Source organism: Nonomuraea sp. NPDC049129 (assembly GCF_040648495.1).
Taxonomy (GTDB): Bacteria; Actinomycetota; Actinomycetes; order Streptosporangiales; family Streptosporangiaceae; genus Nonomuraea.
The window spans coordinates 205,049-229,496 of sequence record NZ_JBEZDU010000007.1 but is presented as its reverse complement, the minus strand read 5'-3'; the positions used below and the strand labels follow the sequence as shown (position 1 = coordinate 229,496).

20 protein-coding genes are annotated in these 24,448 nt (G+C 68.3%); 6 read left to right on the top strand and 14 right to left on the bottom strand.

What is annotated here, in order from left to right; translation table 11 throughout:
• The 5 genes from AB0B64_RS23790 to AB0B64_RS23770 all read right to left on the bottom strand — a co-directional run bounded on the left by AB0B64_RS23790 (position 1) and on the right by AB0B64_RS23770 (position 5,606).
• Positions 1-396 carry a cytidine deaminase gene (locus tag AB0B64_RS23790; protein WP_357650981.1) on the bottom strand — a complete coding sequence of 132 codons (396 nt, stop codon included), beginning with the start codon at positions 394-396 and terminating at the stop codon, positions 1-3.
• Positions 393-1,673: an ABC transporter permease gene (locus AB0B64_RS23785; RefSeq protein WP_357948640.1), complete on the bottom strand. Its 1,281-nt coding sequence runs from the start codon at positions 1,671-1,673 to the stop codon at positions 393-395. Before AB0B64_RS23785 ends, AB0B64_RS23790 begins: the two co-directional genes overlap by 4 nt.
• Complete coding sequence (locus AB0B64_RS23780) at positions 1,670-2,809, bottom strand: ABC transporter permease (protein WP_357948638.1); 1,140 nt, start codon at positions 2,807-2,809, stop codon at positions 1,670-1,672. The genes AB0B64_RS23785 and AB0B64_RS23780 overlap by 4 nt, the downstream gene beginning before the upstream one ends.
• Positions 2,809-4,416, bottom strand: coding sequence for an ABC transporter ATP-binding protein (locus tag AB0B64_RS23775; RefSeq protein WP_357948636.1), 1,608 nt, complete (start codon positions 4,414-4,416; stop codon positions 2,809-2,811). The genes AB0B64_RS23780 and AB0B64_RS23775 overlap by 1 nt, the downstream gene beginning before the upstream one ends.
• A gap of 113 nt (positions 4,417-4,529) precedes the next feature.
• A complete protein-coding gene (locus AB0B64_RS23770; RefSeq protein WP_358179651.1) occupies positions 4,530-5,606 on the bottom strand; it encodes a BMP family ABC transporter substrate-binding protein in 1,077 nt (358 codons plus the stop codon).
• Between the two features lie 290 nt (positions 5,607-5,896).
• Between AB0B64_RS23770 and AB0B64_RS23765 the strand changes: the two genes are divergently transcribed.
• Positions 5,897-7,804 (top strand): Xaa-Pro dipeptidyl-peptidase, encoded by a 1,908-nt coding sequence (locus AB0B64_RS23765; protein ID WP_358179650.1) that lies wholly within the window; start codon positions 5,897-5,899, stop codon positions 7,802-7,804.
• Positions 7,805-8,005: 201 nt separating this feature from the next.
• Here the strand turns inward: AB0B64_RS23765 and AB0B64_RS23760 are convergent, their stop codons facing one another.
• On the bottom strand, positions 8,006-9,217 hold the full coding sequence (locus tag AB0B64_RS23760; RefSeq protein ID WP_358179648.1) for a M20 family metallopeptidase: 1,212 nt from the start codon (positions 9,215-9,217) through the stop codon (positions 8,006-8,008).
• Between the two features lie 500 nt (positions 9,218-9,717).
• Between AB0B64_RS23760 and AB0B64_RS23755 the strand changes: the two genes are divergently transcribed.
• Positions 9,718-11,121, top strand: coding sequence for a peptide ligase PGM1-related protein (locus AB0B64_RS23755; protein ID WP_357948624.1), 1,404 nt, complete (start codon positions 9,718-9,720; stop codon positions 11,119-11,121).
• On the opposite strand, the gene AB0B64_RS23750 is transcribed toward AB0B64_RS23755, so the two are convergent.
• Positions 11,081-11,284 carry a hypothetical protein gene (locus AB0B64_RS23750; RefSeq protein WP_357948621.1) on the bottom strand — a complete coding sequence of 68 codons (204 nt, stop codon included), beginning with the start codon at positions 11,282-11,284 and terminating at the stop codon, positions 11,081-11,083. The genes AB0B64_RS23755 and AB0B64_RS23750 overlap by 41 nt on opposite strands.
• Positions 11,285-11,367: 83 nt before the next feature.
• On the opposite strand from AB0B64_RS23750, the gene AB0B64_RS23745 reads away from it, so the two are divergent.
• A complete protein-coding gene (locus AB0B64_RS23745; protein WP_358179646.1) occupies positions 11,368-12,507 on the top strand; it encodes a D-alanyl-D-alanine carboxypeptidase in 1,140 nt (379 codons plus the stop codon).
• 25 nt (positions 12,508-12,532) lie between these two features.
• Here AB0B64_RS23745 and AB0B64_RS23740 read toward each other — a convergent pair whose 3' ends face one another.
• A complete protein-coding gene (locus AB0B64_RS23740) occupies positions 12,533-13,522 on the bottom strand; it encodes a YihY/virulence factor BrkB family protein (protein ID WP_358179644.1) in 990 nt (329 codons plus the stop codon).
• Positions 13,523-13,627: 105 nt separating this feature from the next.
• On the bottom strand, positions 13,628-14,908 hold the full coding sequence (locus AB0B64_RS23735; protein WP_358179642.1) for an amidohydrolase family protein: 1,281 nt from the start codon (positions 14,906-14,908) through the stop codon (positions 13,628-13,630).
• Between the two features lie 60 nt (positions 14,909-14,968).
• Between AB0B64_RS23735 and AB0B64_RS23730 the strand changes: the two genes are divergently transcribed.
• The gene (locus AB0B64_RS23730) at positions 14,969-15,475 is read left to right on the top strand and encodes a MarR family transcriptional regulator (protein WP_357948609.1); all 507 of its coding nucleotides are present in this window, start codon (positions 14,969-14,971) and stop codon (positions 15,473-15,475) included.
• A 137-nt stretch (positions 15,476-15,612) separates the two neighbouring features.
• On the top strand, positions 15,613-16,350 hold the full coding sequence (locus AB0B64_RS23725) for an SDR family oxidoreductase (RefSeq protein WP_358179641.1): 738 nt from the start codon (positions 15,613-15,615) through the stop codon (positions 16,348-16,350).
• Between the two features lie 12 nt (positions 16,351-16,362).
• Here AB0B64_RS23725 and AB0B64_RS23720 read toward each other — a convergent pair whose 3' ends face one another.
• The 3 genes from AB0B64_RS23720 to AB0B64_RS23710 all read right to left on the bottom strand — a co-directional run bounded on the left by AB0B64_RS23720 (position 16,363) and on the right by AB0B64_RS23710 (position 20,072).
• Positions 16,363-17,634 (bottom strand): ATP-binding protein, encoded by a 1,272-nt coding sequence (locus AB0B64_RS23720; RefSeq protein WP_358179639.1) that lies wholly within the window; start codon positions 17,632-17,634, stop codon positions 16,363-16,365.
• Between the two features lie 105 nt (positions 17,635-17,739).
• Entirely contained in the window at positions 17,740-18,744 is a 1,005-nt protein-coding gene (trpS, locus tag AB0B64_RS23715) for a tryptophan--tRNA ligase (RefSeq protein ID WP_357948599.1), read from the bottom strand.
• Positions 18,745-18,758: 14 nt separating this feature from the next.
• Positions 18,759-20,072, bottom strand: a complete 1,314-nt coding sequence (locus tag AB0B64_RS23710) for a hemolysin family protein (RefSeq protein ID WP_357948596.1) — start codon at positions 20,070-20,072, stop codon at positions 18,759-18,761.
• A gap of 86 nt (positions 20,073-20,158) precedes the next feature.
• On the opposite strand from AB0B64_RS23710, the gene galE reads away from it, so the two are divergent.
• Positions 20,159-21,106, top strand: a complete 948-nt coding sequence (gene galE, locus AB0B64_RS23705) for a UDP-glucose 4-epimerase GalE (RefSeq protein WP_357948593.1) — start codon at positions 20,159-20,161, stop codon at positions 21,104-21,106.
• Between the two features lie 263 nt (positions 21,107-21,369).
• Here galE and AB0B64_RS23700 read toward each other — a convergent pair whose 3' ends face one another.
• Positions 21,370-22,344, bottom strand: coding sequence for a malate dehydrogenase (locus AB0B64_RS23700; RefSeq protein WP_357948590.1), 975 nt, complete (start codon positions 22,342-22,344; stop codon positions 21,370-21,372).
• Positions 22,345-22,398: 54 nt separating this feature from the next.
• The gene (locus tag AB0B64_RS23695) at positions 22,399-24,336 is read right to left on the bottom strand and encodes a transporter substrate-binding domain-containing protein (RefSeq protein ID WP_358179637.1); all 1,938 of its coding nucleotides are present in this window, start codon (positions 24,334-24,336) and stop codon (positions 22,399-22,401) included.
• Positions 24,337-24,448 lie beyond the last annotated feature (112 nt).

The window sequence follows — 24,448 nt, the reverse complement described above, 5'->3', positions numbered from 1 at the left end:
TCAGGCGGACCTGGACAGATCGTCCGGGCCGAAGGCGTAGGGCAGGATCTCGGCCATCCGCTTCGGCCCGTCCACGGTCTCGACCAGCAGCTCCTCGCCGCCGAACTCGAAGAGCAGCTGCCGGCAGCGCCCGCACGGCATCAGCAGCTCCCCGTGGCCGTCCACGCAGGTGAAGGCCACCAGCCGGCCGCCGCCCGAGGAGTGCAGCGCCGAGACCAGGCCGCACTCGGCGCACAGGCCCAGGCCGTAGGAGGCGTTCTCGACGTTGCAGCCGGTGATGACGCGGCCGTCGTCAACGAGCGCCGCCGCGCCGACGGGAAACTTGGAGTAGGGCGCGTACGCGTTGTGCATGGCCTCGATGGCCTCCGTGCGCAGGCCGTCCCAGTCGACGTTCAATGCTGTTCCCCCCGGCGATAGCGCACGCCGTCGGCCTTGGGCATCCGCAGTCGCTGCGAAGCCACCAGGAGCACGAGCAGCGTGAGCACGTGTGGTGTGATGAAGACGAATTCGTTCGGCAACTTGTCGACGGTCAGCCACAGCCAGATCAGCACGATCGTGCCCGCGGCGGCCGCCGCGATCAGGTTGTACTCCCTGGCGCCCCTGGTGACCATCTCCGCCGGCTGGTCGGACGACAGCAGCGCGCGCACCTTGGTGCCGATGTAGATGAGCAGCAGGATGGCACCGAACAGGAAGAACGCCGTGACGGCCCCGGAGCTGCGCAGTTGCAGGCCGCTGGCGTAGCCGAACAGCGAGGCGCCCGCGGCCAGCCCGCCGGGCCGCCAGTTGCCGAAGATCATGGCGGCCAGGCCGATGAACCCGCGGCCGGCTGTCTGGCCCTCGACGTACTTGGTGGAGATGAAGACCAGGAACACGCCGCCGAGCCCGGCGAACGCGCCGGAGATGACGACGGCCACGTACTTGATCAGATAGACGTTCACGCCCAGCGACTCGGCCGCCCACGGGTTCTCGCCCGCCGAGCGCAGCCGCACGCCGAACGCCGTACGCCAGAGCACGAAGAACGTCAGCGGGAGCAGCAGCACGGCCAGGATGACCAGTACGTTCACCTCGTGGGTGAGCCCGCGCAGGATGCCCGCGACGTCGGAGATCAGGAACCAGTGGGTGCGCTCCAGGCTGCCGAGCCAGTCGGGGCCCGCCGAGAACAGCGGCAGGCTGGGCTCGGGCGCCTCCGACGACATGGCCGGCGAGGTGGTGATGCCCGCGCCCGCCGCGGCCGCGCGGGTGCCCTCGCCGTAGAGGACCTCGGACAGGAAGCGGGTGATGCCGGGGCCGAGCAGGTTGATGGCGACGCCGCTGATGATGTGGTCGACGCCGAACGTCACGGTCGCGACCGCGTGGATCAGCCCGCCGAGCGCGCCCGCGATCAGCCCGGCGACCAGCGCGGCCATGAAGCCCCACTGGTATCCGGCCCAGCCGGCGAACCAGGTGCCGAGCACCATCATGCCTTCGAGGCCGATGTTGACCACGCCCGCCCGCTCGGCCCACAGGCCGCCGAGCCCGGCCAGGCCGATCGGCACCGACAGCATCAGGGCGGCGTTGAACGTGCCGGACGAGGTGATGTCGTCCTGCCCGGAGACGACGCGGACCACCGACATGACCAGGATGAGCACGGCCACGCCGATGAGCGCCAAGTGGTACCGGCTGACCTTTGTCATGCTGTCACCTCAACGGGAGTGTTCCTGCCGAGCTGCTGAGCGGCCCGCCGTTCCTCGCGCCGCAGCGCGATCCTGCTGGTGATCTCGTTGGCGATGACCACCAGCAGCACGATCGTGCCCTGCATGATCATGATGACCGACGGCGGCACGTTGGCGAACTGCAGCGGGCCCTGCGCGTGGTCCAGGAAGCCGAACAGCAGCGCCGCGATCGCGATGCCACCGGGTTGGTTCCGGCCGAGCAGCGCCACGGCGATGCCCAGGAAGCCCAGCCCCGGGGTGAAGTTGGAGCCGAAGGAGTGCTTGTCGCCGAGGATCTCCGGCATGCCGATCAGCCCGGCGATCGCGCCGGAGAGCACCATCGCGGAGATGACCATCTTCTTCGGGCTGACGCCGGAGGCCAGCGCCGCCGAGGCGTTGAGGCCGCTGGCCTTGACCTCGAAGCCGAACCGGGTCCGCTCCAGCAGCACCCAGAGCCCGATGCCCAGCAGGACGGCCACCAGGAGGAAGCCCCACAGACCGCCACCACGGGGCGCCGGCAGCCCGAACATCTCGAACAGGACGTTGAGGTTGGGGAACCAGGCCGACTCGGGCAACGCGGGTGTCGTGGTGGTGAGCACGCCCTTGGCGCGCTCCCCCGTGAAGGGACCGCGGACGAGGAAGGCGGCCAGGTTGATCGCGATGTAGTTGAGCATGATCGTGGAGATGACCTCGTTCACCCCCCTCGTCACCTTCATCACGGCGGGGATCAGCGCGTAGAAGCCGCCCACGACCATCGCCACCACGATGATCACCGGGATCTGGATCCAGGCGGGCGCCACGAACGTGGAGCCGACGTACGCGGCGCAGATGGCCGCGATGCGATATTGGCCCTCGACGCCGATGTTGAAGAGGTTCATGCGGAAGCCGACGGCCACGGCCAGGCCCGCGATGTACAGCGGCACGGCCCGGTTGAGCATGGTCGTGATGCCGTTGACCACCGCCCGCTCGGTCTCGCCGAAGTCGAAGAAGGCGGCGAACGCGGCCTCGGGGCTGGCCCCCGCCGCGATGATCGCGACGCTGGAGATCAGGATCGCCAGGATGATGGCGGCGACGGCGCCGGCGACGGTCAGTAGCGCCCGGTAGAGCCCGGCGGGCATCACGTCTCCTCAGTGCTGGTGATGGCGCCGGTCATATAGCCGCCCAACCGCTCGGGTGTGACGTCGGACGGGTCGAGGCGGGCGACGAGCCGCCCGCCGTAGATCACCCGCAGCGTGTCGGACAGGCCGATGAGCTCGTCGAGGTCGGCCGAGATCAGGAGTACGGCCAGGCCCGCCGCCCTGGCGTTACGCAGGTGGTCCCAGATCGCGGCCTGCGCGCCCACGTCGACGCCGCGGGTGGGGTGGGCGGCGATGAGGAACTTCGGCTCGCCGCTCATCTCCCGCCCGACGATCAGCTTCTGCTGGTTGCCGCCCGACAGGGCCAGCGCCAGCGTGTCGACGCTCGGTGTGCGGACGTCGTAGTCCTTGACGATGCGTTCTGTGTCGGCCCTGGAGGAGCGCCGGTTGACCCAGATGCCCTTGCGCGCGGGCGGCCTGGTCTGGTGGCCGAGCACCCGGTTCTCCCAGAGCGAGGCCTCCAGCAGCAGACCCTGGCGGTGGCGATCCTCGGGGATGTAGCCGATGCCCGACTCGCGGCGTTTGAGGGTGGACCACGTGCTGATGTCGGCGCCGTCGAGCGAGATGTCGCCGTGCACGGGCCGCATGCCCATGATGGCCTCGATCAGCTCGGACTGGCCGTTGCCCTCGACCCCGGCGATGCCCAGGATCTCGCCCTTGTGGATCTCGAACGACACGTCGTCGAGGAGCAGCCGGCGGCCCTCCGCGCGGAGTTTCTCCACGTACAGGGGGATCGAGGTGCCCTTGGGCACCGGGCGGAAGCCGTCGGCCTCCATGGTCAGGCCGGACACCGTCAGCGCCGGCTCGTCGGTCACCGTGGACTCGCGCGTCTCGGGCGTGGGCAGCTCGCTACCGACCATGAGCTCGGCCAGCTGCCGCGCGGTGACCTCGCCGGGGTCGACGCTGGCGACCGTGGTGCCGCGCCGGATCACGGTGATCGCGTCGGCGATGCTGAGCACCTCGTCGAGCTTGTGGGAGATGAAGATGACCGTCAGCCCCTCGGCCTTGAGCTCGCGCAGGTTGTCGAAGAGCTCGTCGACCTCCTGGGGTACGAGCACCGCGGTCGGCTCGTCGAGGATCAGGATGCGCGCGCCACGGTAGAGGACCTTGAGGATCTCCACTCGCTGCCGGTCACCGACGCCGAGGTCTTCCACCAGCCGGTCGGGGTCCACCCGCAGGCCATGACCGGCGGCCAGCTCGCTGATGCGCGCGCGGGCCCCGGCGGAGTCGAGCCGGCCGCCCTTCTTCGGCTCGGCGCCGAGGACGATGTTCTCCAGCACGGTGAAGTTGTCGGCCAGCATGAAGTGCTGGTGGACCATGCCGATGCCCGCGTTGATGGCGTCGCTCGGCGTGCGGAAGGCCACTTCCACACCGTTCACCTTGATCGTGCCCTCGTCCGGCTTCTGCATGCCGTACAGGATCTTCATCAGGGTGGACTTGCCCGCGCCGTTCTCCCCCACGATCGCGTGCACCGTGCCGGGTTCGACGGTGATGCGGATGTCATGGTTGGCGACGACGCCGGGGAAGCGTTTGGTGATGCCCTCCAGCTCGACGGCGGGTTGCACCGCGGCGAGGGTGTCGGCGTTCACAGATCGCTCACCGCTCCTCAATCGCTCCGCTCACTGGTGTCTCCAAGAGCGGATAGGCCGAAGGCCCGGGGTCGGTCTGGACTCCGGGCCCTCGGTCAACGTTCCTACCTCAATTACGGCTTGGACGGAACCGTGATTTTGCCGTCGATGATGTCCTGCTTGGCGGCGTCCAGCTTGTCCTTGATGTCGTCGATCTCGCCACCGGTGGTGGCCAGGCCCACGCCGTCGACCTTGAGGTCGTAGATGGTGTTGCTGCCACCCTTGGCGCCACCCTGGAACGCCTTGACGAACTCGAACACGCCGACGTCCACGCGCTTGAGCATCGAGGTCATGATGACCGACTGCAGGTTGGCCTCCTTGACCGTCTGGCGCTGGTCGGAGTCGACGCCGATGGCCTTCTTCTTGGCCGCGGCCGCCGCCTGGAACACGCCCAGGCCGGAGTCGCCGGCGGCGTGGTAGACGATCTCCGCGCCGTCCTGGTACATCTTCTCGGCCGCGACCTTGCCCTTGTCGGGGGCCTTGAAGCCGCTGAAGTCACCGTCGGGGCTGAGGTACTTGACGTCGATCTTGGCGTCCTTCTTGACCGACTTCACACCGGCCTCGAAGCCCGCCTGGAACTTCTTGATCAGGTCGTTCTCGACACCGCCGACGAAGCCGACGTGGCCGCTCTTGGCCTTGGTCGCCGCGGCGACGCCCGCCAGGTAGGAGCCCTGCTCCTCGGCGAACAGCAGGCCGGTGACGTTGGCCGCGTTCGAGGCGGAGTCGACGACCGCGAACTGGATCTCCGGGTATTCCTCGGCCGTCTTCTTGATGTCGTCGCCGTAGGCGAAGCCGACGCCGATGATCGGGTTGTAGCCCGCGTCGGCCAGCTGGCGGAGCAGCTCGCCGCGGTTGGAGCCGTCGGCCGCGGGGCTCAGCTCCTTGATGTCGGCCTTGAGCTCCGTCTTGGCCTTCTCCAGGCCCGCGTAGGCGGCGTCATTGAAGGACTTGTCGCCACGGCCGCCGACGTCGAAAGCGAGGCCGACCTTGAGCGCGCCGGCCTTCGGCGCCTCACTGGCTCCGGAGGTCGGCGCCGCGCTGGACGTGGCGTCGCTTCCCGTGCCGCCGCTGCCGCCACAGGCCGCGGCCGCCATCAGCATGGCACCCGCTATCGAACCGGCCGCCATCCTGCCGAATCGCTTGCTGAGCAAGGCGACTCCTTTCCATTTCCCCGCCGTCAAACTTCGTCGCAGGCGCGAAGAAATGTACGGCAACCCTGCACGGAAGATAGTTGGTTGACCAGGGCGGACAAAACCGGCACACAGGGTCGCAACCGCTCCGTTATCGACATCACTCGTGTCCGTGACCTGAATCTGCGGATGCGGTCCGAGGACCGGCTCGGGAAGCTTTACCCAACTTTGGACACCGGGGGGCCCTTGCCGTCAGGTCGATCATGGCAGAGATTCCTGATCAACGGTGGATTTTCATCCTGGAGCCCTACATGCATCCTTGGAAGGCCATGATCATGCCCATGGCCGCGATCCTCATCGCGGCCATGGGCGCGGCGCCCGCCACAGCGGATACACCGACCGCCCCGGCTGCGGCCCCGGCGATCAAGATCGAGAACGCTATTAAGATCGAGAACAACGCCACCCAGCCCGTCTTCTCCCGCGCCGACGCCGTCAAGCAGACGGTGTACGTCGAGGTCGCGGGGACCGACAGCGACAGCGACGGCCTGCCGGACCGCGTCGCCGTGGACATCCTGCGCCCGAAGGAGACCGACGAGGGGCTGAAGGTCCCGGTCATCATGGAGGCCAGCCCCTACTACGCGGGCGGCAACGACGTGCCGAACCACGTGGTGGACGTGGACGAGAACGGCAACCCGCTGCCGACCCTGCGCTCGTACGCGAACAAGCTGGCGGCCGAGCCGTTCGACGGCTACTACGACAACTACTTCCTGCCCCGCGGCTACGCGATCGCGCTGGTGGAGAACCTGGGCAGCGGCCGCGCCACCGGCTGCCCCACCACCGGAGACCGCAACGAGACGGCCGGCCCGAAGGCCGCGATCGACTGGCTGAACGGCCGCGCGAAGGGGTTCACCCCGGAGGGCGCGCCCGTCTCGGCCACCTGGTCGACCGGGAACGTGGGCATGATCGGCGTCTCCTACAACGGCACGCTGCCCAACGCGGTCGCCTCGACGGGCGTCAAGGGGCTGAAGACGATCGTGCCCATCGCCGCGATCTCCTCCTGGTATGACTACTACCGGGCCAACGGCGGCGTGCTGGCGGCGGGCGGCTTCCAGGGCGAGGACGCGGACGTGCTGGCCAAGTACGTGCTCACCCGCGCCGACGGGCAGAAGGTCTGCGGGCCCGTCATGGACTACCTGACGGCGACGCAGGACCGGGTGAGCGGCGACTACAGCCGCTTCTGGAACGCCCGCAACTACCTCAACGACGTCGACAAGGTGAAGGCCAGCGTCTTCGTCGTGCACGGCCTCAACGACTGGAACGTCAAGACCAAACAGTTCGCCCAGTGGTGGTACGCCCTGTCCAAGCGCCACGTGCCGCGCAAGATCTGGCTGCACCAGGGCACCCACATGAACCCCTTCAACCTGCGCACCGTCGAATGGCTGCGGCAGTTGCACGGGTGGTTCGACTACTGGCTGTACGGCATCGACAGCGGCATCATGCGTGAGCCGCAGGCGGACGTCGAAATCGCCCCCGGCGAGTGGGGCACTCACGCATCGTGGCCACTTCCGGCCACCAAGCCAGTGGCCCTGCACCTCGGCTCCGGCTCGAAGCTGAACGTCTTCCCGCAGTACACGGCCCGCGAGTCCTTCGTCGACCAGAAGACCCGCACCGCCGAACAGTTGGTGGAGGCGGCCCCGGCCGCGGATCCCAACCGCCTGGCCTACCTGACGCCGGAACTGCCGGCCGCCGTCCGGATCTCCGGCACCCCGACGATCTCGCTCCGAGCCGCCCGCGATAGCGGCTCCTCGCCGTATTTGACGGCCCTGCTGGTCGACTACGGCACGGGCACCAGAGCGGACGGAACCCTGGTCGCGACAGGCGAAACCCTCTGCTACGGCCAAGGCGTCCCGGGCGACACGGGCTGCACGACACTGCGCAGGCTGGGCACGGCAACAACGCCCTACAAGATCGTCTCAAGAGGCTGGCTGGACATCAGGAACCGCCACGACCCGGCACGAACAGAGACCGTCAAACCGTCCCAGGAGTACACCTTCACCTGGGACTTCCAGCCAAAGGACTACCGGTTCGACCAGGGCCACAAGATCGGCCTGATCATCACGTCAACGGACAGGGACTACACGCTCCGCTACCCGGAGGGCTCGAAATTCACTGTCAACCCGGCCAAGTCATCCTTGATCCTGCCGGTGGTCCGGCCATAGGGCGGCCGGGGCCAAGAATGCGCACGTCACGGCGCTCAACCCCGTAAACCGGAGGAGCGTTCCCCTGGACAGAGGCCAGCCCCGCCCAGAAGGGTGGGGCTGGCCCATGCTTGCCGTAGAGGAAAATCAAGCACGTACGGTGGGGCAGGCCCTTGCCGACCGCAAAGCTCAGGTGGGGCGGGCCCGTGCCGACCGTAAGACTCAGGCGAGAACGGAATCGACGACGGGTTCCCACAGCGCGGTCAGGGCGGTCGCGGCCATGAGGCGGACGCCCATGCCGATCGCCGCCTCGTCGATGTCGAAGGTCCCCTGGTGGATGTCGTACGTCACGCCGCCCGGCGAGCGCGTGCCCAGCCGGGCCAGCGCTCCCGGGATCGACTCGAGGTACCAGGCGAAGTCCTCGCCGCCGAGCGACTGCTGCGTGGGCACCACCGCGCCCGGCCCCAGCGCCCGCTCGACCGCCTCGGCCAGCATGTCGACGCTCATCTCGTCGTTGACGACGGGCGGCACCCCGCGCGTGTATTCCATCGTCGCGTCGATCCCGTAAGCGCCGGCGACCGACTCCAGCAGCGACTTGATCAGGTCGGGGGCCGCGTGCCAGGCGTTCTCGTCGAGGCAGCGCACGGTCCCCTCGGCTACGCCGTCGTCGGGGATCGCGTTGGCCGCGGAACCGGCCTGGACCTTGCCCCAGACCAGGCTGAGCGAGGAGCGCGGGTCCACCCGGCGCGAGAGCGCGGCGGGCAGTTCGGTGAGGATCTTGGCGAGGGCGAAGACCAGGTCGGCGGTGAGGTGCGGGCGGGCCGTGTGGCCGCCGGGACCCGACACCTTGATGGCCAGCTTGTCGCAGGCGGAGGTGATCGGGCCGGGCTTGAGCCCGACGTGACCGAGGTCGACGCGCGGGTCGCAGTGGAGGCCGAAGATGCGCTCCACGCCGCTGATGCCGCCGTGCGCCATGACCTCGAGCGCGCCGCCGGGCAGTTCCTCGGCGGGCTGGAAGATCAGGCGGACCCGGCCGGGCAGCAGGCCCGCGGCGGCCTGCTGGGCGAGGAAGATCGAGGTGCCGAGCAGGATCGTGGTGTGCACGTCGTGGCCGCACGCGTGGCAGGCGCCCGGGACGGTCGAGCGGTAGGGCACGTCTTTCTCGTCGTGCAGCGGCAGCGCGTCGATGTCGGCGCGCAGCGCGACCGTGGGGCCGTCTCCGCTGCCCACGTCGCAGATCAGGCCGGTGCCGCGTGGCAGCACCGACGGCACCAGACCGGCGGCGGTGAGCCGCTCGGCGATGCGCTGAGTCGTGCGATATTCAGCGAAGGCCAGCTCAGGATGCATGTGCAAGTCGCGGCGGAAAGCCACCAACTCCTGATCGGTCTCCGTCAGGAACGCGTCGAGTTCCCCCCGAAGCTCACGTCCCCGCATGAGTCACCGTCCCGTCCAATTGCCATGTGATCGTCAACTGCCCGAAGTCACACGGCTTATAGCGCCGTAAATCGTCCTTTGGCCTCGCTGCGGCCGACTGTCCGGTCAGAGCAGCCGTCCGGCGAAAATGCCGCACCCACAGGTTTCGGTGCCAGAGATCGTCAGCACGGGGTTGTGATCCCCTCCTGAGGACAACCCACTGCGGAAACACGGCGGTCGGCCATGAACCCGAAGGCGATGTTCCAACTTTATCTCTTGCGTGTGGCTTCGCGCCGACAGAAACCCCGAAAGCCGGGCGGCTGCATGCCCGTAACCGCAGGTCGTTACCCTGAGTGAGCGCGCAGATGGCCCGGAAAATAGTCACAAGGGATCATTAGACGGTGACCCGTGGACACGACTTCCAAACGTGGTCTGCGCTTTCGAATCCTGTCACCTCCCGTCATGGTCATGACACTCCGACGATGGATGCTTTCGCGTAAAATGCGTGTTTCACTCGCAATATGATCACTAAAATCCCGTTCGGGGAGAAGTATGCCGGGTTGAGCATCTTCGAGCCGAGCGAGGGGACCCTGGTGGTCGTACCCTCGCTCTCTCTTCCGCAGGACGAGCTGCGCCGCATCACCGGTGCGAGATGTTACGAGGAGCGCCTGCTCTTCCTCCTCCTCACGCTCCGCGAGCCCGGCGTCAAAGTGATCTACCTCTCCTCCGCGCCCATCGATCCGGACATCATCGCCTACTATTTCGGCTTCCTGCCTGATCCGGATGACGCCGCCAAACGGCTGCGGCTGATCACTCTCGACGACCCGCACTCGCAGCCGCTGACCAGGACCCTGCTCTCGCGACCCGAGATGGTCGAGCAGGTACGTGCGGCGATCGACGGCGACGCGTGGATGGTGCCGTTCGTGCTGAGCGAGCTGGAGGAGGAGTTCGCCGCGCTGCTGGGCATTCCCGTGTACGGCCCGGCCACGTCGCTCGCCTATTACGGCTCCAAGAGCGGCTCCCGCGAGATCGGCCAGGAGGCCGGCGTGCCGATGGCCCGCGGGTTCGGAGATCTGCACTCCCTGGCCGAGATCGAGGACGCGATCGAGGCGCTGCCGGGCCAGCGGGTGATGGTCAAGCTGAACGACGGCTACTCGGGGCTCGGCAACGCCATCGTGCCCAAGGGCGATCTGCCGGGGACGAGCTTCTCCGCGTACGGCGAGACCTGGAAGAGCTTCACCGCGAAGATCCGCGAACGCGGCGCGGTCGTGGAGGAGTTCATCGAACACCGCCCGCTGCACTATCCCAGCGCGCTGGCCCGCATCACGCCCGGCGGCCGGTACAGCGTCGTGGCCACCCACGACCAGGTGCTCGGCGGCGCCAACCAGGACGTCTACCAGGGCTGTACGTTCCCCGCGGCGCCGGAGTACCGGGCCGAGGTGGGCGCGTCGGCCGAGCGGATCGCCCGCGTCATGGCGGAGCGGGGCGTGGTGGGACTGTTCGGCATGGACTTCTTCGCGCTGGAGACCGACGCCGGATACGCGGCGCTGCTGTGCGAGGTCAACCTGCGGATCGGCGGCACCACACACCCCTTCGGCGCCGCGGTGCTGACCACCGGCGCCTCCTACGATCCGGGGACCGGGCTGCTCATGGCCGGTGACCAGCCCAAGTACTACACCGCGACCGACAACTGCGCGGCCGGCTGCCTGCGCGGCCGCTCCCCCGGCCAGGTCGTGCGGATGGTCGAGGCGCTCGGTCTCGGCTTCGATCACACCCGTCGTACGGGAAACGTCTTCCACCTGCTCGGGGCGCTCCCCGAACACGGCAAGCTCGGCTTCACCACGATCGGCGACTCCCGCGAGGAGGCCGACGAGCTGCACCGGCTCACTCGCCGCGCGCTTTGCGGAGCCCCTTCCAGCCGATGACGGCCAATACGATCGCGAGTATGAGGTTGACCGCGATCAGGATGCCGTGCACCACGTAGAAGCTCGTGGGATGGCCGTCTGCCAGGTTAAACCCGAGGTTGATCCACTCGAACACCATGAACACGCCGAGCACGATGAGGAATCCGGCGATCTTTCGCGACATGACCACTTCTCTAGTATCAGGTGCCGATCATCAGGGGATGTGTCGGCACATGTGCAATGACACGAAGCTACGCTGAGACCGCCATGCTGATGAAACCGGTGCCCGTCTCGGCACTCCTCACGGCACTCCTCGCGACGGTCGCGCTCACGGGGACCGCCCAGGCCACGCCGACTCCTACCCCGACTACCCCGACGCCGAAGCCCGTCGGCGGGGATCTGCTGGGCAGTCACGGTTTGGTGAGGCCCGCCGGCATCAAGGCACCGCCGAAGTCCAAGGCCACCTCGTACGTCATCGCCGACCTGGAGACCGGCGACGTGCTCGCGGCCAAGGACCCGCACGGGCGCTACCTGCCGGCCAGCACGCTCAAGACGCTCACCGCGCTCACGCTCATCCCCAAGCTGGACAAGAACCTCAAGGTCAAGCCCAGCCGGAACGCGGTCGACCAGGAGGGCACCGCCGTCGGCCTGACGACCAAGCCGCTCTACAAGGTCGACGACCTGTTCAAGGCGTTGCTGATGTCGTCGGGCAACGACGCGGCGATGGCCCTGGCCGAGACGAACGGCAGCCTGCCCAAGACCATGCGTGACATGAACGCCGAGGCCAAGCGCCTGCAGGCGAACGACACGGTGGCCAAGACGCCCAGCGGGCTGGACAAGCCGGGACAGAGCAGCTCGGCGTACGACCTGGCACTCATCGCACGGGCCGGCCTCGGCAACCCCGACTTCCGGCGATATATCAGTACAAAGGTTGCCAAGTTTCCGGCGCCCAAGAACTACTACGAGATCAGCAACCACAACAAGCTGCTGTGGCGCTACCAGGGCATGATCGGCGTCAAGAACGGCTGGACGTCCAAGGCCCAGGCCAGCTTCGTCGGCGCCGCGACACGTGGCGGCCACACGATCATCGTGACCATCATGCGGCACGAGGGGTACTTCTGGGAGGAGGTGGCGAGCCTGCTCGACTGGGGCTTCGCCGCCCGGGGCAAGGTCACGGCGGTCGGCCGGCTTGTCGACCCGCTGCCAGTCGAACTGCCCGCGCAGCAGGTGACCACCTCACCGGTCGTCACCGCGCCACCGGTGACGGCGCCGCTGCTCGACTCGGCCGCGTCGAAGCAGACCGACACCAGCCGTACGGTGGGTTCGATCGTGATCGGGGGCGGGCTGCTGTTCGGCCTGACCTGGCTGGGCTACGGCATCCGCCGACGGCGCAGCTCACGACGCTGAGGCCGGGGGACCCCATTCGAGGGGGTCAGGTGGCCTCGTTCGAGGGGATGGGCGAGGTCGACGGCATAGGCGTGTTCGACGGCATAGGCGTGTTCGACGGCATGGGCGTGTTCGACGGGATGGGCGAGGGTGCGGGCGGCGGGCAGAGCCCGGCCGTGGCGGTCCAGGCGGCGACGTACAGGACGAACCTGGCGGAGAAGTTGATCCAGACCAGCAGCCCCACCATGACGGCGAACGCGCCGTAGATCGGGTTGCTCAGCGTCTGCCCCAGCAGCAGCGACGCGACCTGCTTGAGCAGCCCGAACCCGATGGCGCCGAGCAGCGCCCCCCTGGCCAGCACCCGGAAGGGCTGGGTGGCGCGGCCCACCCAGCCCAGCAGGATCAGGAACAGCACCCAGTCGGCGGCCGCGCTGGCCAGCAGTCCCACCAGCCAGAGCGTGCCGGTCGTCACCGGCGCGCTGCCCAGCCCGAGAGTCTCCGCCATCCCGGTCGTCGCCTGCGTGGCGGCCCCGCCGACCAGCACCGACACGATCATGGTCACGCCGAGCAGGATCAGGGAGATCAGGTCGCGCAGCTTGGCGACGAAGAAGTTCGGCGGCGGGGCCGTGGTCATCGACATCTCCCACAGCGCCCCGCGCAGCGCGTCCACGGCGCCCAGCCCCGCGTAGAGCAGACCGGCCAGGCCGATGATCCCGGCGGTCGCCCTGGCCTGGGCGATGGCCTGGAGGTCGATCTGGTCGGCGAGTCCCGGCAGCTGGTCCTTGATCGCCGACTCGAGCGTGCTGATGGCGTTCTGGTCGTACGACAGGACGTAGCCGAACAGCGCGTACGCGAGCGCGACCAGCGGGAAGAACGACAGGAACGCGAAGTAGGTCACCGCACCGGCCAGCCGGTCGCCGAACCGCAGCTGGTAGCGCTGCACGGTCCTCATGAGGTGGTCGATCCAGAGGCGGCGCACCCGCCAGGACTCGATGACGCGGCCACTCCGGGCTTTGGCCGACTCGACGCGTGCCATCACCTTTGCCAACACCGCCGCGCGCCCGCCTTCCGAGGTGCCCCGCCGTCGCCATGCACCTGCCCTGGCTACCGCTCTTCTACCACGGAGCCCGGCACTCAGGAGTTACGCGCTTGTGACGACGGCGCGGGCGGACTCCGCGAGCCTGGCGAGCACCTCCTTGACGTCGTGGTGCAGCAGCCTGCCGCCCCGCTTGACCACCCGTCCGCCGACCAGGACGGTGTCGACGGCGCTGGTGTCGGCGTTGAGCACCACCGCGCCGATCGGGTCGTGCGCGGCCGCCATGCCCAGCGTGCCGGTACGCAGCAGTACGAGGTCGGCCTGCTTGCCGACCCGCAGCGAGCCGACGGTGTCACCGAGCCCGACCACCTCGGCGCCTTCGATGGTGGCCATCCGCAGCGCGTCACGGGCGCGGAACCCCATCCCTTGCCCGTCCGGGCGGCCCCGCTCCAGCGTGAACGCGGTCCGCATCAGGCTGAACATGTCACCAGGCGCACACGTCACGCTGTCGATGCTGAGCGAGGTAGGGATCCCGGCGGCCCGCGCCCGCCCACTGATCGGGTAGCCGATGCCGAGGGTCATCTCGTCGATCGGCGACACGGACACGCCGCCGCCGCTGTCGGCGATGAGCTTGAGCTGGTCGTCGCTGTAGTGGTTGGCGTGCACGTACGTCGTGCGCGGCGCCAGCAGCCTGTTGGCCTTCAGGAACGCGAGCCCCTTGGTGGAGCTCTCCCTGCCGTGGCCGCCGAGATGCGCGGTGACGGGCAGGTCGAGCTCGCGGGCCAGCCGCCACTCGGCCAGCGCGTCGTCCTCACTGACGATCTCCGGCCCGAGCGCGGCGATCGCCATGGTCACCAGACCCGCCGTGCCGAAGTGCTCGTCATGGACCCGGTGCCCCTCCTTGTGCAGGTTCTCCCGCGGCCCGCCGTGGCAGTAGCCGAAGATCGCCCTGATGCCCGACTCGCGCAGCGCCCGTACGGCCGAGTCGGTGTGCTCGGGCGTGAACTGCACGTGCGACCAGTCGAGCAGCGTGGTGATCCCGGCGTCGAGGCACTCCAGCGCGCCGGCCAGGTTGCCCGCGTAGACGTCCTCGGGCCTATAGCCGGGAGCCAGCTCGCCCAGGATGCGCTGCAGATAGCCGCCGAACGTGATGTCCGGCGCGATCGCCCTGATCCCGGCCTGCCAGGTGTGCCGGTGGCTGTCGACGAACCCCGGCAGCACGATCATCCCGGTCGCGTCGACGACCTCCGCCCCCGGCACCTCGGGCAGGTCCGGCCCCACCTCGGCGATCCGGCCGCCCTCGACCCGCACGTCCACCCGCCCGAGCACGACAGGCTCCGGCTCGGTGTCGACGACGATCCCGTTCTTGATCAAAGTAATTGCCATGCTGAAAAGCTTAGTAAGAAGCTTTTCAGAAAGCAATACATCGCCAAGTATCCTCGACCCATGAAGCACGATGACGTCGACGCGATGGTCCCCCGCTGGCAGAACTCCGGCCTGTCGTCATCGCTCATCGCCGACCTCGAACTGAGCAAGCGCATGTCCCGCCTCAACATGCTCTTCGAGACGGCGATCAAGGCCGAACTGGCGGACCTGGGCCTGACCTATGCCGAGTTCGACGTCCTCGCCGCCCTGGCCCGCACCGGCCCCCCGCACCAGCTCAAGCCCAGCGAACTGTCCAAGGGCCTCTACCTCACCTCGGGCGGCACGAGCAACGTCCTGCAGCGCCTCACGGCATCGGGCTACGTGGAGCGGGCGGCGAACGAGGGCGACGCGCGCAGCCGCTGGGTTCAGCTCACCCCCGAGGGCCTGCGCCTGGCCAACACCGCCCTGGAGGTCTCGGGGAAGGCCCACGAAGAGGTGATGGCGGGCGTCCCGGAGGAAACGGTACGGAAGGCGGCGGACGCCCTCCGGGAGGTCCTCCTGGCCGTGGGCCGCCGCCGCTTCCGCTGATCATCCGCGTCCGCGTACCTGGCGCACGCCTGGGAGCTCCCGCCCGCACCCGGGATCGCCGGCCCACGCCTGGGATCGCCGATCCCAGCCTCAGCGGTGCTCTGCCGATCTCGGGCGCCCTCCGTGAGCCTGAGGCCATGACGTACTCGATGGAACGGAAGATCGTCCTCATCACCGGAGCCAACAAGGGCATCGGCTACGCGACCGCGCGGCAACTCGGCCGGCAGGGGCACGTGGTGCTCCTCGGCGCCCGCGACGAGGAGAGAGGACAGAAGGCCGAGGCGAACCTGGCCGGCGAAGGGCTGGACGTCCGGTACGTCCGGCTGGACGTCACCGACCTCGCCACGGTCGAGGCCGCCGCGGCGTACATCGACACGGAGTTCGGCCGCCTCGACATCCTCATCAACAACGCCGCGATCAGCCGCGACCGCCCTTACCGGCCGAGCGAACTGCCGGTGGCGGAGCTGCGCGAGGTCTACGAGACCAACGTGTTCGGGGTCGTCGCGGTGACCAACGCGATGCTCCCGCTGCTGCGCAGGTCGGCGGCCGGGCACATCGCCAACGTGTCGAGCGGGCTGGGCACGATCGCGTTCCTGACCGACCCCGACTCACCGTTCAGAGACTATGGCCGCCTGCTCGGCTACAACTCCTCCAAGGCGGCTCTGAACGCGATCACCCTGATCTACGCGAACGAGCTGCGCGACACTCCGATCAAGGTCAACGCGGTCTCACCGGGCTTCTGCGCCACCGACCTCAACGGCCACCGCGGCGTCCTGACCGCGGACGAGGGCGGCGCCCACATCGCCCGCCAGGCCACCACCATGCCCACGACCGGCGCCTTCCTCAGCGAAGATGGCGGCGTCGTCCCCTGGTGATCCCTGTCTTGACTAGTGATCGCCGGCAGGCGCCCGCGCCGGAGAACACGTCGTCCAAAGAGCGGAGACCGGGAGGCAGGAGAGCCCGTCACCGAAGCTCAACGACTCAGGCCCGCAGTAGAGAACGAACCCCGCCAGCATGCGATCACCCAAGCGACGCTTGAGGAGCCGCAGTCCGCGAAAGTCGTCGCCGCGAACGGTCTCCGCCGCCTTGACCTCGATGGCGACGATCTTGCCCGCGTTGTTCTCGAGCACCCCGTCCACCTCGTACTGGTCTCGGTCTCGGTAGTGATAGAGGCGAGCCGATGTCCCGGCCCAGGTCAGCTGCTTGGTTATCTCACTCAGCACGAAGTTCTCGAGGAGTCCGCCATGAGTGGCGTCGGCGACGCTTCCGCTGGTGAGGTATCCAGCCATGCCGGAGTCGACGAAGATCACCTTAGGCGTGGCAACGGCTCTCGTGGTCGCGTTCGACGACCAACCCGGCACGAGGCGGACCACGAAGATGGTCTCCAGAATCTCCACATAGCTGCGAACGGTCGGGCTCGACAGACCCAGCTCGCTCGCGAGCCGACTCATATTGAGCAGCCCTCCGGTCTGAGCCGCCAGCAAGGCGACCAACCGCCGCATGTCGGACGCACGCTCGATTTGGGCGACCTGTTTCACGTCCCGGGCGATCAGGTCCGCGAGATAGCCGTCGAAAAACCGCTCACGTCGCCGAGGGGTCGTCCGCTTGACCGCCTCTGGGTACCCGCCGCGAGCGGCCAGCGCGAGATAGTCCTTCCGGCGTAGACCGATCGATTCGGCGCGTAGATCTCCGCCCATCGCGAATGCCGCGTCGATGAAGCCGTCCTCGTGGCCGTCGATCTCCCCCTGTGAGAGCGGCCAGAGCTCGATGGTCTCCGACCTGCCGGGCAGCGAGTCGGGGAGGCTGCGCAGGGCGAGGAGGCGCGCGGATCCGGTGAGCAGGAATCGTCCAGGGCGCGGGTCACGATCCACCACGTGCTTGATGGCAAGCCAGAGATCGGGAACCCGCTGCACCTCATCTATGAGCATCAACCCGTCATGGCGCACGAAACGGACCGGATCCTTGTTCGCCGCCAGACGGGTGACGGGATCGTCCAGGAAGCGGGCGACGCTGCCGGGGACATGGCGCAGCACCCGCTCGGCAAGGGTGCTCTTACCGACCTGGCGAGCACCATTGACGACGACGACACGGGTGTCCTCAAGTGCGTCATACACCAGAGAAGCCGCACGCCGGGGCAGGTAGTCGACCGCTTCCCTCATGCGTGCACTGTAGCCCAGCCTTTAGATCTGCCGAAGGTCTGCCTTTAAATCTGCCGACTCTTTCCCTTTAGATCTGCCGAAGCCACACCCTGGCTCCGGGGTATGTCAGAGGCGCGGCAGGAAGCCGACCCGGTCGCGGACCTCGGCCATGGTCTGGCGGGCCACCGCGCCGGCTCGTTCGGCGCCGATGGCCAGCAGCCGGTCCAGCTCCGCCTCATCGGCCAGCAGCTTCTCCGTGCGCTCCCGGATGGGCGTGAACGTCTCCACGACGGCCTCCGCCACGTCCTTCTTGAACGTCCCGTAGCCCTGCCCCTCGTAACGCGCGACCAGGTCGGGGATCGGCGTGGCCGTGAGCGCGGACAGGATGCGGAGCAGGTTGGAGATGCCGGGCTTGCCGTCCTCGTCGAACAGGACCTCCGAGCCGGTGTCCGTGACCGCGCGCATGACCTTCTTGCGCAGCGGCCCCGGCTGCTCCAGGACGTCGAGGATGCCGGCCGGGCTGGAGGAGGACTTGGACATCTTGGCCGTCGGGTCCTGGAGGTCGGTGATCTTCTCGACCTCCTTGAGGATGTACGGCTCAGGGAGGGTGAAGGTGTCGCCGAAGCGGTGGTTGAAGCGCTGGCCGAGGTCGCGGGTGAGCTCCAGGTGCTGCTTCTGGTCGGCGCCGACCGGCACGCTGTTGGCCTGATAAAGCAGGATGTCGGCGGCCTGGAGCACCGGGTAGGTGAAGAGCCCGACGCTGGCCGCGTTCTCCCCGAACTTGGCTGACTTGTCCTTGAACTGCGTCATCCTGGCCGCCTCGCCCATGCCCGTCAGGCAGATGAGGATCCAGGCCAGCTCGCTGTGCTCGCGCACGTGCGACTGGACGAACACGGTCGAGCGCTCGGGATCGAGCCCGGCGGCGAACAGCTGCGCGGCGGCCACGCGGGTGCGGCGGCGCAGCGCGGCGGGCTCGGTCGGCACCGTGATCGCGTGGAGGTCGACGACGCAGTAGAAGGCGTCATGAGTCTCCTGCAGCGTCACCCATTGGCGGACCGCACCCAGGTAGTTGCCCAGGTGGAAGGAGTCTGCGGTGGGCTGGATGCCGGAGAGGACACGAGGTCTGGCCATAGCAGCCAATTGTGTCAGGAATCCAGCTCGGGCGGCGACTCGACCGCCGGACGGCGCTTCACCCTCACCCTGGCGATACGGCGTCCGTCGAGCTCGATGACGGTCAGCTCGAACCCGGGCACCTCCACCATCTCCCCGACGGCGGCCACGTGGCCGAGCATGGACATCACGAACCCGCCCAGCGTCTCGTACGGCCCGTCGGCCAGCCGGATGCCGGTCTGGGCGGCGAAGTCGTTGAGATTCGTCAGGCCGTCGATCTCCATCTCGCCCGCCGGGAGGACCACGGTGTCGCCTTCGACGTCGTACTCGTCCCTGATGTCGCCGATGAGCTCTTCGACCAGGTCCTCCAGGGTGACGATGCCGGCCGTCCCGCCGTACTCGTCGACCACGATGGCCAGGTGGTGGCCCTCGTCGCGCATCTCCGAGAGCGTGGTCAGCAGGCGTTTGGAGGCCGGTACGAACTTGACCGGCCGGATCGGCACCAGCTCGCTGATCGGCTCGATCCGCCCGGTGAGCACCGGGTCGAGCAGGTCCCTGACGTGCACGAACCCGATGACCTCGTCGTACGACTCGCGGTAGACGGGGAAGCGCGAGTGCGGCAGCCCCGAGGCCAGCACCGCCGCCTCCGCCAGTGTGGTGTCGGCCTCCATGAACTCCACCTCGGTACGGGGCAGCATGACCTCGCGGAGCTGGCGCTTGCCGGCGGCGAACACCTCCGCGATCAGCTTGCGCTCGTCGGCGGTCAGGTCGGTGTGCCCGACGACCATGTCGCGCAGTTCCTCGGTGGTGACCTCCTCCCGGTCGGCCTGCGGGTTGCCGCCGAGCAGCTTGACCACGCCGTCGGTCGACTTCGACAGCGCCCAGATGATCGGGCGCGACAGCATGGCGACGCGGTCGAGGAAGGGCGCCACGACCAGCGAGAGCCCTTCGGCCCGCTGCAGGGCCAGGCGTTTGGGCGCCAGCTCGCCGAGCACGAGAGAGACGTACGAGATGGCCAGCGTCACCAGCACCAGCGCGAGTACGGGAGCGACGGCGTGGGGCACGTTCCAGCGTTCGAGCACGGGCACGAACTGCATGCCGAGCCGGTCGGCGCCGAACGCGGCCGACAGCATGGTGGCGACGGTCACCCCGATCTGCACGGCGGACAGGAAGCGGTTGGGGTCCTGGGCGAGCTTGGCGACCCGCTCGCCGCGGCGCCCCTTCTGAGCGAGCTTGCGCACCTGGCTCTCCCGCAGGGAGACCATCGCCATCTCGGCGGCGGCGAAGAAGCCGCCGACGAGGATGAACAGAAGGACCAGCGCGATATTGGCCGCGAGGGTGTCAAACATGGTGGTTGGCAGCGTACTCGGCACGTTTCCCGCGTATGCTGAACACCCAGCCCGACAAAATTAAACATATAACCACAGGAGCAAACATGAGATTGCTGGTCACCGGGGGCGCCGGATACGTGGGCAGCGTCGTCGCGGCGCAGCTCGTCGAGGCGGGGCACGAGGTGACCGTGCTCGACGACCTGTCGACCGGCCACGAGGACGCCGTGCCCGAGGGGGCGCGGTTCGTCCACGGGTCCATCACCGAGGCCCACGACGCGCTGGCGGGCGTGGAGGCGGTGCTGCACTTCGCGGCCAAGTCACTGGTCGGCGAGTCGGTCGAGAAGCCCGGCCTCTACTGGTCGCACAACCTCGGCGGCACGCTGGCGCTGCTCGACGCGATGCGAGTGCGGGGCGTGCGCGGGATCGTGTTCTCCTCGACCGCGGCCACGTACGGCGAGCCCGAGCGCTCCCCCATCCTGGAGAGCGACCCGACACGGCCCACCAATCCGTACGGCGCCTCGAAGCTGGCCGTCGACACCGCCCTGACCGCCTACGCGGGGCTGCACGGGCTCGGGGCGGTGAGCCTGCGCTACTTCAACGTGGCCGGCGCGTACGGCCGCTTCCGCGAGCGGCACACCATTGAGACCCATCTCATCCCGAACATCCTCAAGGTGGCCACCGGCGAGCGTGAGTCGGTCAGCGTGTTCGGCACCGACTACCCGACCGCCGACGGCACGTGCGTGCGCGACTACGTCCATGTGGCCGATCTGGCGGTCGCCCACCTGCTGGCCCTGGAGGCGCTCACTCCCGGGGAGCACAAGATCTTCAACCTGGGCAGCGGCGCCGGTTTCTCCGTCCAGGAGGTGATCTCGGTCTGCCGCGAGGTCACCGGCCACGACATCCCCGCCGTTCTCGGGTCGCGCCGGGCGGGCGACCCGGCCGTGCTGGTCGCCTCGTCCGAGAAGATCCGGCGCGAGCTGGGCTGGAAGGCCGAGCGCCCCTCCCTGCGGGACATCGTCTCTGACGCTTGGGGAGCGCTTTCCGGGAAATAGGTATAGGAAGTCCCGATATGTGCTGTGATATCGAAATGTGAGGAGCTTTTCACCAAGGGTCACGAAGATAGTCTTCGGCGTCCTCGTCGTGCTGGGTAGCCTCGCGGCGGCGGCGGGGGTGTTGTTCGCCACCTCCCCGCCGAATCCTCCCGCGGAAATCACCATGTGCCCGTAGGCGAACAAAAGGGAAATAGGCCGCAAATCGTACATATAACCAAAAAGACGCGCGCCCAGAAACGGACGCGCGCCTTGTCGGGGACGAATCAGATCAGGCCGAGCGAGGCCACCGCGTCGCGCTCCTCGGTCAGCTCGCGGACGCTGGCGTCGATGCGCTCGCGGGAGAAGGTGTCGATCTCCAGACCCTGGATGATCTCGAACCGGCCCCCCGCCGCCCGCACCGGGAACGACGAGATGAGGCCCTCGGGCACGCCGTAGGACCCGTCAGAGACGACGGCGGCCGAGGTCCAGTCGGTGCCGTTGACCCAGTCGTAGACGTGGTCGATCGCGGCGTTGGCCGCGGAGGCGGCGGACGAGGCGCCACGGGCCTCGATGATGGCGGCGCCGCGCTTGGCCACCGTCGGGATGAAGGTGTCGCGCAGCCACTCCGACTCCACCTGCTCGGCCGCGATCTTGCCGCCGACCTCGGCGTGGTAGAGGTCCGGGTATTGGGTGGCGGAGTGGTTGCCCCAGATGGTCATGTTCTTGATCTCGGTGACCGGGACCTGAAGCTTCGCGGCGAGCTGGGACAGCGCGCGGTTGTGGTCGAGGCGGGTCATCGCGGTGAAGCGGTCGGCCGGCACGTCGGGCGCGTTCTGCTGGGCGATGAGCGCGTTGGTGTTGGCCGGGTTGCCGACGACCAGGACCTTGATGTCGTCGGCCGCGTGGTCGTTGATCGCCTTGCCCTGCGGGCCGAAGATGCCGCCGTTGGCGCCGAGCAGGTCACCGCGCTCCATGCCGGCCTTGCGCGGCATGGCGCCGACGAGCAGGGCGACGTTGGCGCCCGCGAACGCGACGTTCGGGTCGTCGGTGATCTCGATGCCGGACAGCAGCGGGAAGGCGCAGTCGTCGAGCTCCATGGCGGTGCCCTCGGCTGCCTTCACCGCCTGCGGGATCTCCAGCAGACTGAGCTTGACCGGGACGTTCGGGCCGAGCAGCTGCCCCGACGCGATGCGGAACAGCAGTGCGTAGCCGATCTGACCGGCGGCTCCGGTGACGGTCACCTTGACGGGCGTGGCCATGGCCTTCCCCTAACTCGCAGGATGAATCATTGACTTTCGGATGCTACCCGTTCGTCATCCGCAGGAGACCATCGAGGGTGTTTCCTGCTCGGGAGTGAAGTCCACGTTGGCGAAATGCTTGGCCAGCAGCTTCTTGACGACGTCCTTGCGGTAGAGCTCGGCGATGATCCCGTTGGCCGCTTTGCAGGTCTTCGCGTCTCCGTGCTTGATCCCGATGGCGTAGCGCTCGTCGTTGAGCTTGGCGCCGAGGATCTTGAAGCGCTGGTTCTCGCGGCTGGCGAAGCCGGCCAGGATGAGGTCCTCGCCCGGCACCGCGTCGACCTCGCCGCTCTTGAGTAGGTCCATGCACCGCGCGTAGTCGGTCGCCGTGACGAGCTCCACCTTCACGCGGGCCTGGACATTGCGGACGGACGGACTGTCGGGGGCGCAGATCTTCTTGCCCTCCAGGTCGTCGATCGACTCGATCGAGTCGCCGTCGCGGACCAGGAGGTCGTGGTGGGCCACATAGTACGGGCCGGCGAACTCGACGCCGCTCTTGTCGATGGAGTAGGTGGCGATCACCAGGTCCACGGTGCCGCCCTCCAGCGCCTTCTCCCTCTCGAACTTGGGAATCTTGACGAACTGGGTCTGCTTGGCGCCGAGCTGCTCCGCGACGAGCTTGGCCAGCTCGATGTCGAAGCCCTCGAAGCCGCCGTCGCGTTCCAGGGAGACGCCGGGCAGGTCGCCCTTCACGCCGATCACGATCTTCTTCGTCTGCGCCACCTTGTCGGCCACCGAGGCGAAGGAGTCCGGCGGGGCGGGATGGGGCGAGGGCTCCTCGCCGAGCGCGAGCTGAAACCAGTTGTTCTGCACAGCCACGATCGAGGCGGCGGCGATCAGCAGGATCGCCACAGTCAGCGCGACCCACCCCGCGCGGCGGCCGCGCGGGGCGGGCGGGCCGGGGTCCGGGGTGGCCACGGTCGGCCGCTCGTCCAGGATTCGGGGCGGTGGCGGCGTAGAGCCGGTCGCCCACGGGATCGGCTCGCCGCCGGTCACGGAGGACTGCTCCGGCGGATGCATGAGCTGCGCCTTGGACGGCGAGCCCGTGCCGAGCGTCCCGGACGACACCCTGATGAACGGGGTGGTGTCGTCGCTGGCAACCTGCACGCCCCGGGTCAGCACGGCCGTGGAGGCCCCGACCGTCTCGGGCTGGCCGAGCAGCCGCAGCAAAATCTGGTCGGCCGAGGGCCGCTCGTCGGGCGACTTCGACAGCGCCGACCGCACCACGCCGCGCAGCGGCTCGGGCAGCATGGACACGTCGACCTCGTGGTTGAGGATCCGGTTGAGCACCACCGCGATCGAGTTGCCCTCGAACACGGTCTCCCCGGTGGCCGCGAACGCGATCGTCGCCCCCCAGGCGAACACATCGGTATAAGGCCCGACATCGTCCCCGGCGATCTGCTCGGGGGCCATGTAGGCGGGCGTACCGATGGCCCGGCTGGTGATGGTGCCGCTCGAGTCGATGATCCTGGCGATGCCGAAGTCGACCACGCGCGGCCCGTCGGCGGCGATCAGCACGTTGTCGGGCTTGAAGTCGCGGTGCACGATCGAGGCGTGGTGGATCGCGGTCAGCGCGGTCGCCGTCCCGATCGCCAGCCGGTCGAGCGCCGTCCCCCGCAGCGGGCCGTCGTCTTCGACGATGTCCCTGAGGGCGCGCCCGTCGATGTACTCGCTGGCGATGTACGGCGTGTCGCCGTCGAGATCGGCCTCGATCACCCGGGCCGTGCAGAACGACGCCACCCGCTGCGCGGCCTTCAGCTCCCTGGCGAACCGCGACCTGGCGATCGTGTCCCCACTGAACTTGACATGCAGCAGCTTGATCGCAGCCTGCTCACCCTCATCGGTGACGCCCAGGTAGACGATGCCCTGGCCGCCTTCCCCAACCCGGCCGACCAGCCGGAACGACCCCAGCTGGCCGGGGTCGCCGGCGACCAGCGGCGAGATCTGCGGCATTCATCTTCCCCACGTTCAAACAAAGCCCAACGACGCAAACTTTACGACGCTCAGTAAGCTCTCAGGGAACCGTTAACCGTTCGTGACGTCACGGTTTGTCGCCAGGAGCAGT

Bases quoted from the DNA above. Each gene is read 5' to 3' on its own strand.
- AB0B64_RS23755 (WP_357948624.1), top strand. From the start codon at position 9,718: ATGATCACTAAAATCCCGTTCGGGGAGAAGTATGCCGGGTTGAGCATC.
- AB0B64_RS23780 (WP_357948638.1), bottom strand. From the start codon at position 2,809: ATGCCCGCCGGGCTCTACCGGGCGCTACTGACCGTCGCCGGCGCCGTC.
- trpS (WP_357948599.1), bottom strand. From the start codon at position 18,744: ATGGCCAGACCTCGTGTCCTCTCCGGCATCCAGCCCACCGCAGACTCC.
- AB0B64_RS23700 (WP_357948590.1), bottom strand. From the start codon at position 22,344: ATGGCCACGCCCGTCAAGGTGACCGTCACCGGAGCCGCCGGTCAGATC.
- AB0B64_RS23745 (WP_358179646.1), top strand. From the start codon at position 11,368: ATGCTGATGAAACCGGTGCCCGTCTCGGCACTCCTCACGGCACTCCTC.
- AB0B64_RS23735 (WP_358179642.1), bottom strand. From the start codon at position 14,908: ATGGCAATTACTTTGATCAAGAACGGGATCGTCGTCGACACCGAGCCG.
- AB0B64_RS23695 (WP_358179637.1), bottom strand. From the start codon at position 24,336: ATGCCGCAGATCTCGCCGCTGGTCGCCGGCGACCCCGGCCAGCTGGGG.
- AB0B64_RS23720 (WP_358179639.1), bottom strand. From the start codon at position 17,634: ATGAGGGAAGCGGTCGACTACCTGCCCCGGCGTGCGGCTTCTCTGGTG.
- AB0B64_RS23785 (WP_357948640.1), bottom strand. From the start codon at position 1,673: ATGACAAAGGTCAGCCGGTACCACTTGGCGCTCATCGGCGTGGCCGTG.
- AB0B64_RS23740 (WP_358179644.1), bottom strand. From the start codon at position 13,522: ATGGCACGCGTCGAGTCGGCCAAAGCCCGGAGTGGCCGCGTCATCGAG.
- AB0B64_RS23710 (WP_357948596.1), bottom strand. From the start codon at position 20,072: ATGTTTGACACCCTCGCGGCCAATATCGCGCTGGTCCTTCTGTTCATC.
- AB0B64_RS23730 (WP_357948609.1), top strand. From the start codon at position 14,969: ATGAAGCACGATGACGTCGACGCGATGGTCCCCCGCTGGCAGAACTCC.
- AB0B64_RS23765 (WP_358179650.1), top strand. From the start codon at position 5,897: ATGCATCCTTGGAAGGCCATGATCATGCCCATGGCCGCGATCCTCATC.
- AB0B64_RS23725 (WP_358179641.1), top strand. From the start codon at position 15,613: ATGACGTACTCGATGGAACGGAAGATCGTCCTCATCACCGGAGCCAAC.
- AB0B64_RS23760 (WP_358179648.1), bottom strand. From the start codon at position 9,217: ATGCGGGGACGTGAGCTTCGGGGGGAACTCGACGCGTTCCTGACGGAG.
- galE (WP_357948593.1), top strand. From the start codon at position 20,159: ATGAGATTGCTGGTCACCGGGGGCGCCGGATACGTGGGCAGCGTCGTC.
- AB0B64_RS23750 (WP_357948621.1), bottom strand. From the start codon at position 11,284: ATGTCGCGAAAGATCGCCGGATTCCTCATCGTGCTCGGCGTGTTCATG.